Origin of the sequence: Ruoffia sp. FAM 26254, from assembly GCF_045528545.1 — a bacterium.
In the GTDB taxonomy this organism is placed as follows: domain Bacteria; phylum Bacillota; class Bacilli; order Lactobacillales; family Aerococcaceae; genus Ruoffia; species Ruoffia halotolerans.
The window spans coordinates 1-6,402 of the sequence record NZ_JBGQQY010000074.1; the positions used below are offsets into that span (position 1 = coordinate 1).

Annotated in this window: 6 protein-coding genes and 2 pseudogenes; 2 read left to right on the forward strand and 6 right to left on the reverse strand. The window is 34.0% G+C overall.

The window, feature by feature from the left end:
* Positions 1–116: pseudogene (locus ACEN3Z_RS11360) on the forward strand (IS30 family transposase); the annotation flags it as partial.
* 101 nt (positions 117–217) lie between these two features.
* Here the strand turns inward: ACEN3Z_RS11360 and ACEN3Z_RS11365 are convergent.
* From ACEN3Z_RS11365 to ACEN3Z_RS11385, 5 genes and pseudogenes are all read right to left on the reverse strand, one after another.
* Positions 218–1,069 (reverse strand): alpha/beta hydrolase, encoded by an 852-nt coding sequence (locus ACEN3Z_RS11365; protein ID WP_407090928.1) that lies wholly within the window; start codon positions 1,067–1,069, stop codon positions 218–220.
* Between the two features lie 108 nt (positions 1,070–1,177).
* Positions 1,178–1,492: a hypothetical protein gene (locus tag ACEN3Z_RS11370; RefSeq protein WP_407090929.1), complete on the reverse strand. Its 315-nt coding sequence runs from the start codon at positions 1,490–1,492 to the stop codon at positions 1,178–1,180.
* Positions 1,489–1,962, reverse strand: a complete 474-nt coding sequence (locus ACEN3Z_RS11375) for a hypothetical protein (protein WP_407090930.1) — start codon at positions 1,960–1,962, stop codon at positions 1,489–1,491. The genes ACEN3Z_RS11370 and ACEN3Z_RS11375 overlap by 4 nt, the downstream gene beginning before the upstream one ends.
* A 47-nt stretch (positions 1,963–2,009) precedes the next feature.
* Positions 2,010–2,564, reverse strand: a pseudogene (locus ACEN3Z_RS11380) (glycoside hydrolase family 3 N-terminal domain-containing protein); the annotation flags it as partial.
* Between the two features lie 589 nt (positions 2,565–3,153).
* Positions 3,154–3,993 carry an alpha/beta fold hydrolase gene (locus ACEN3Z_RS11385; protein ID WP_407090931.1) on the reverse strand — a complete coding sequence of 280 codons (840 nt, stop codon included), beginning with the start codon at positions 3,991–3,993 and terminating at the stop codon, positions 3,154–3,156.
* Between the two features lie 136 nt (positions 3,994–4,129).
* On the opposite strand from ACEN3Z_RS11385, the gene ACEN3Z_RS11390 reads away from it, so the two are divergent.
* Positions 4,130–4,939: a Cof-type HAD-IIB family hydrolase gene (locus ACEN3Z_RS11390; protein ID WP_407090932.1), complete on the forward strand. Its 810-nt coding sequence runs from the start codon at positions 4,130–4,132 to the stop codon at positions 4,937–4,939.
* Between the two features lie 69 nt (positions 4,940–5,008).
* On the opposite strand, the gene ACEN3Z_RS11395 is transcribed toward ACEN3Z_RS11390, so the two are convergent.
* A complete protein-coding gene (locus tag ACEN3Z_RS11395) occupies positions 5,009–6,175 on the reverse strand; it encodes an ABC transporter substrate-binding protein (protein ID WP_407090933.1) in 1,167 nt (388 codons plus the stop codon).
* Positions 6,176–6,402 lie beyond the last annotated feature (227 nt).

The window sequence follows — 6,402 nt, forward strand, 5'->3', positions numbered from 1 at the left end:
TGTCATCGATTGCACACAAACGGAACACGATTCCACGGAAATCCTTACACTACCGAACACCGTTGGAAGTATTTTTGAGTTACTTAGATGAAGCAGTTTTGTCTAGCTTAATTTGACAAATCAAAAATTATAAAAACTCCTTTATTAAAATATCTAAGAGATTTACATTATAACGCAAGTATTTAGATAATCCAGTCTTTTTAAAAGAAAAATAAGATTAATTATCACCTTTAATAATATCAAAGCCATATCTTAGGAATTCTGGAAAATGTCGTGCCCAATAAAGTTCATGGTGCTCTTCGTCTGCCATAATTCGTAACCAAATATTATCGATGGGATGATTCATTTTCAGCAAATCATTATAATATCGAAGATTACAATCAATATATTTCTGATTCATCTTTCCTCCGATAAAATTAGCATCCGTATCATCACCTTCGCTTGTTCCTACTTGTATATATACTTTCGTATTTGGGTTTAAAGGATGCTTATTGATGAAAGATAAAAATTCTTTCTCATTAAACCATGACGCTAAGGAGAATACACCAAGAACTCCGAAAACTTCTGGATACTTACTCCCCATATAGGCTGCCATAATGCCCCCCATTGAACTACCAGCTAGTAACGTATTCTTTCTATCAGGAAGTGTTCGATAGTTATCATCAATAAAGGGTTTTAATTCGTTAACAAACCAGTCAGCATGTAATGCCCCATCTCCACCGACATCCTGAAATTCTTCAGTCTTCGTTTGATCCGTTGGCCATGGCGAATATTCATTTAATCGATTTTCACTAGCATTATCTACGGCAACAATAATCATTCTAGGTAAATCTAAATTATTTTTTATTGTGGGAATAACTTTCCAAGAATGACCCACAAATGCCTCTTTACTGTAAAATACATTTTGTCCGTCATGCATATACAATACAGGGTAAGCATCATCAACATCTTTTTTATAATCTTTCGGTAATAACACACGGATGCGTCTTTTCTGATTATAGTAAGGTATATCTAAATAATGAGTTTCTAATTTTAAATAGTAATAATCTTCCGTTCGTTTCCAAAACATTGGCTCCACCTACTCACCCCATATCTCATCTTTAAGTTCATTTACATTATAACGTTTTAACGTATTAAGTAAAAGATAAGCACTTTCTATGGAAAAAATTAAATGCTATTAATTTAAACCAAAGCCGCTTCGGTATTCATTCCCTGCTTGATCAACGTAAGCATAAGTCATTCCTTCACGCATATACTTATCTTTATCGTAACCTGGTACGTCGTTAAGTGAAATTGAAACGCCGTATTCATCCACTCCAATAACTTTACTATTCTTAGGTAATGTTAAAGGTAGTTTCCCAATTGGAGAGAATTGACCGAGGATCACTTCAAGCACTGCTCCAGGGAATGTATCATAACCAACAAGTAAGGCTTCTGATTTCTTCTCAATATTCTCTAAAATCCAAGGCAAGATCATATTCACTGATGTCACAACTTTTTGCCGTTTTCGTTCATGTAGCCTACGATTTTATTTAATTCATAGAAATTACTTAAAGTTGTTTTTTTATAAGTGTCGCCATTCAGTGCAATATTCGTCTTATCTTCACAGATTTCTAATTCTAATAAACCAGGTGTCGCATCAAAGTATGAACCACTTAATGGGTATAGGAATAACGCTGCAATGTCAGCTTCTTTATAATCATCAATAATTTCGATATTTAATGCCTTCACATTTTTTAATAGAAGTTCTTGGTATTTTTCAGTTTCTTCTTCACCTCTACCAAACGCTTTAACGAATAGTTTTTGTCCTCTAACTGGTAATACATTATTATTTTTTAATAATATCACTGATTTCAAGTGCGCTTGATATGCTGCTTCTTCAGCTTCTCTCTTAGTTGCTTCATCCATGACAGGTTGGTCTCCAAAATAATTTTTGTTGTCGAATAAGTCTAAATCAAACATCTCACTCAAAACATTCACATTTGCTTGATCAATTCTTTGTGGTGAAATTAAGTTAGTTGAAATAGCTTTTTCAAGTCTTTAACTTGGTTTGTTCCAATGATTAAATCTGTTCCAGCATTAATTGCTTTAGCAAAGCGACCAAGAACTGTTAAGTCTTCAACACCCCAACCAGTTTTACCTATAATTCCTGGATCTGAGTTACTGTATCCAGTGAATCCTAATTTATCACGCAATAAATGATTTAAAATGTAATGGTTAAATGTCATTCCAACTTCTTTAAATGGCATTGCTTCCCCATCAAAACTTTGGAAACAACTTTTCTCACTACTTGGTGCTGAATAATAAGGCATCATTGAACTTGGATTATGTTTCGCAACTTCGATGAATAGATGTAAATGATAATTTTCTAAACTACATTCTGTACGGTATGCGTTCCCTTTTCCTTCTTTATAATGCGGATCAAATCCATTCTCTCTTGCTCCACCACCTGGGAAGTGTTTGATTGTTAGTGCAATTGAGTCTTCATTAAGTTCCTCTCCCTGAAATCCTTTAATCAAGCGAGCAATAATTTCACTAATCAATTCTGGTTCTTCTCCAAATGTTCCATCAGTACGTTGCTATTCTGGATCTGTCACAACGTCAGCCATATACATGTATCCTTTACGAATATCTGAATCCAAACCATTCATTTTTACTTTATTTTCAAAAAAATCAATGGTTTTATAGCCTTCACCTTTTATCTCTTAAGTTAAAATGATGCATGTGTATTTTTTCAATCGTTTCAGTCGTTGGATATTTATCTAGTAACTTCATAGATGTTTCATCAGCTTTTTTTAAATACTTCATCTAAGATTTCTGTATTTTGCCTTCTTTTTTCGCTTTCCCCATACCTAATTTATTAATCATTAACATACCAACTTTTCATCGATATTCATTAATGGAACAAGGTTTTTAGCTCTCTCTCGACTTGATAATCTTCAGTCCTCATATGGATCCAGTACCCCGTTGTTATTTAAGTCTTTAAATTTTAGTCCATCGACTTCAATAATTTGTTTACTTTTTGTTTTAAGATTCATTTATGCTAATCCTCCCAATCATCTGATGTATTTATAATATCACGTAAAATAAAACGCTCCAATTAATAATTAAAGCGTTTTACTTAAATTGGGATATATTTAATTTCTTTAGTGATTATCCCCACAGTTTATTGAAATTTTCTTCGGCTACTTCATAAACATTTTCAACCTCTTCATTATAAGCAGCAGAAATAAATTCAGCCATCCTTGCCATTTCGATGAAAGGTACTTTATGGGCACCGTGTTCGTCTAATTTTAAGTAAACATATTTACCTTCTGGGATTTTTGTTGCAGCTTCCACAAATTCTTCTGCGTAGATGTATGGGACAACTGGATCCTGTTTAGAATGCCAGAATAATAGGGGTCTATGATTAATAGCTTTTGGATCCAGTCCCAAATCATACTTCTTGAAGTATTCGGTCATATATTCATAGATTGTTTTAGCATTTGGAGCTAATTGATCCACTTCACCACCATGACTCACATATTGATTAACAATCCAATCGTTAAATTTGATTTGTTGAGGCGATCCCATTAACACTACAGAAACATTGACTTCTTTATTTGCTTTGAATATTAATGAAGTCGTCATACCACCCATGGACATACCTGCTACCGCTATAAAGTCGTCTTTGATTAATTCTTTCGAACGATAATAGTGAACTATCTCTGGAAATTCTTTGACGTTACTCATCAAAGCTTCAAAAAATAAGATACCATTCACATTCAAATCCACTCCATACTTACGTCTTTCACCGTGATGTTGGGCATCTGGCATAATAACTCGGAAACCGCGTTTAGCGATTTCATTACCAAAGGTCATACTCGAGTCCTTGCTACCGGTAAATCCATGATAAAAAATAGCTAATGGTGCAACTTTATCTTCTAAATTCGCATCGATAATTTCAATAACGGGTATTTCATTTATATAATAAGACTTAGTAATATGACGCATAAAATTCCTCCATAATTTATATTTATTTATATCTCATATTGTACAGAAATATGACAAGAAAAAACAATTTAAACATTCATTTGTATGATTGAAAATAATTAAGTATAATCAACTATATATGAAAGGAGTTTCTTATATGAATCAACATCTTATTGCCATTGATTTAGATGGCACAACTTTAAATAATCAATCAAAACTTTCTCGATTTACAATTGAAATTTTAAGAAAGCTTGATGAGCTCGGACATATCGTCATGATTGTTACTGGGCGCCCATATAGAAATAGTATCAATATTTACAATGAAATGAATATCAATTCGCCAATGGTAAACTTTAATGGTGCTTATTGTCATCATCCAAGAAAGCCACACTTCTTACCTGCCTATCATGAGGAATTGGATAAGGAAATCGCTTTTGAATTATTTGCGAATCAAGATAATTTAGATATCAATTTATTAATTGCTGAAGGTAAGGATAGACTATTTTCTTCATCAATGAATTTGCCGGATAGTCCTTTCTTCCCTAAAGATTTAGCCGAAATTAGTCAATTAAGTCGCGCAAACTTAACTCAGAATCCAACGGCATTAACTATTCTATGTGACGTTGAAAAGCAAAAAACGATTGAAAATCGAATTATGGCTCGCTACGGTGACGATGTGTCTGTACGTACTTGGGGTGGCGTCTTGCCGATTCTAGAAGTCGTTCGCCAAGGAATCAACAAATCTGTTGCTGTGGATAAAGTTAGCAAGTTCTATCACATTCCAAATGAGAATATCTTAGCTTTTGGAGACGAGAATAACGACTTAGAAATGATTCAATACGCTGGTTTAGGTGTGGCGATGAAGAATGCTACTGACGAAATCAAGGGTGTTGCAGACACTCACACTGAATTTACCAACGATGAAGATGGGCTAGCCCACTTCTTAGCAAATTATTTCAATCTATAAAATAATAGGAAGGCTGACATATTAATGTCAATCTTCCTATTTTTTTATCAGTTTGTTCAATTATAGTTTTTATTCACCTGCTGAAGCTTCAAATCCTTCCGCAATTTCTCCATTTTCTAGACGTAACATTAAAGCAGATTTGGTTGGATTATGGTTTTCATCCATTGAGAATGTTCCTGTAATTCCTTCAAAGTTTTCAGTTTCTTCTAAAGCTTGACGAATTGCATCTCTATCCGTTGATCCCGCTCTTTCAATGGCATCAATAAGCAAACCAATCGCATCATATCCTAAGGCTGAGAATGTGTCTGCTGAACGGCCATACATTTCCTCAAAATCAGCTAAAAATTCCTGAACTTTTGGATTATCACTTTCTTCAGAGAAGTGAGTTGTAAAGTATACATCTGTAGCATTACTAGCCCCTGCTAAATCTACTAATGTATCACTATGGTAGCCATCTCCACCGATAATTGGTTGAGTAATCCCCATCTCTCTTGCTTGTTTAATAATTAACCCTGTTTCAGTATAGTAACCTGGAATGTATAACACATCGAAATCTTTACCTAATAACGAAGTGAGTAAAGCCTTGAAATCAGTATCTCCTGACTGATATGATTGTGTTTCTAAGATTTCTCCACCATTTTCTGTGAATGTTTCAGTGAAAGAATCAGCTAAGGCCAGTGAGTAGTCTAAAGCTTGATCTGTTAAGATAACCGCTTTTGATAAATTTAATTCATTCGCTGTATAAGCCCCCGCAGCTAACCCTTGATATGAGTCTTCGAAACACACTCGGAAGATATACTCCAATAATGATCCATCATCTGCTAATGTTAATCCGTCACCTGTAGTCGCTGCGAAGATGTTTGCGATACCCGCTTCATTAGTAATTGGAATAGCTGCTTTTGCTACACCTGTTGCTGTAGGTCCAATAATTCCTACGGCTTCACTACCAGCTAAACGAGTCGCGATTGATGCTGATTCTGTTAAATCTGAGCGGTTATCAATAATTTCTGCCTCTAACATACGACCATCTAGGATACCCCCATTATCATTAATTTGTTGAATAAATAAATTAATTGCATCAGCCGCAGGTGAACCATAAGCAGCAGCATTCCCAGTTAATTCTAAATTCCCACCAATAATGATACTATCTTGAGCAAAAGCCACTGAAGGTGCAAGAGCTGTAGTTGAAAGTAATAATCCCGATAATAATGTTAATCCGATTTTTCTAAGTTTCATAATAATTCTCCATTCTTTTTTAATTTTTACAAAAAAGACCTAAACTAGATTTTCTAAAATCTAATTCAGGTCTATTCCTAAACTTAACATATCTACTTAATCCTGAATAATTCATACTTTTAAATATTGAGTTATTCTAGTCGTTATTTTTCAATTTTGGATCACTTTATCGAAATTAAAATATTTTAATCGATTTTCTAAGCTAAAGAAAAACTTTTTAGTCTCAT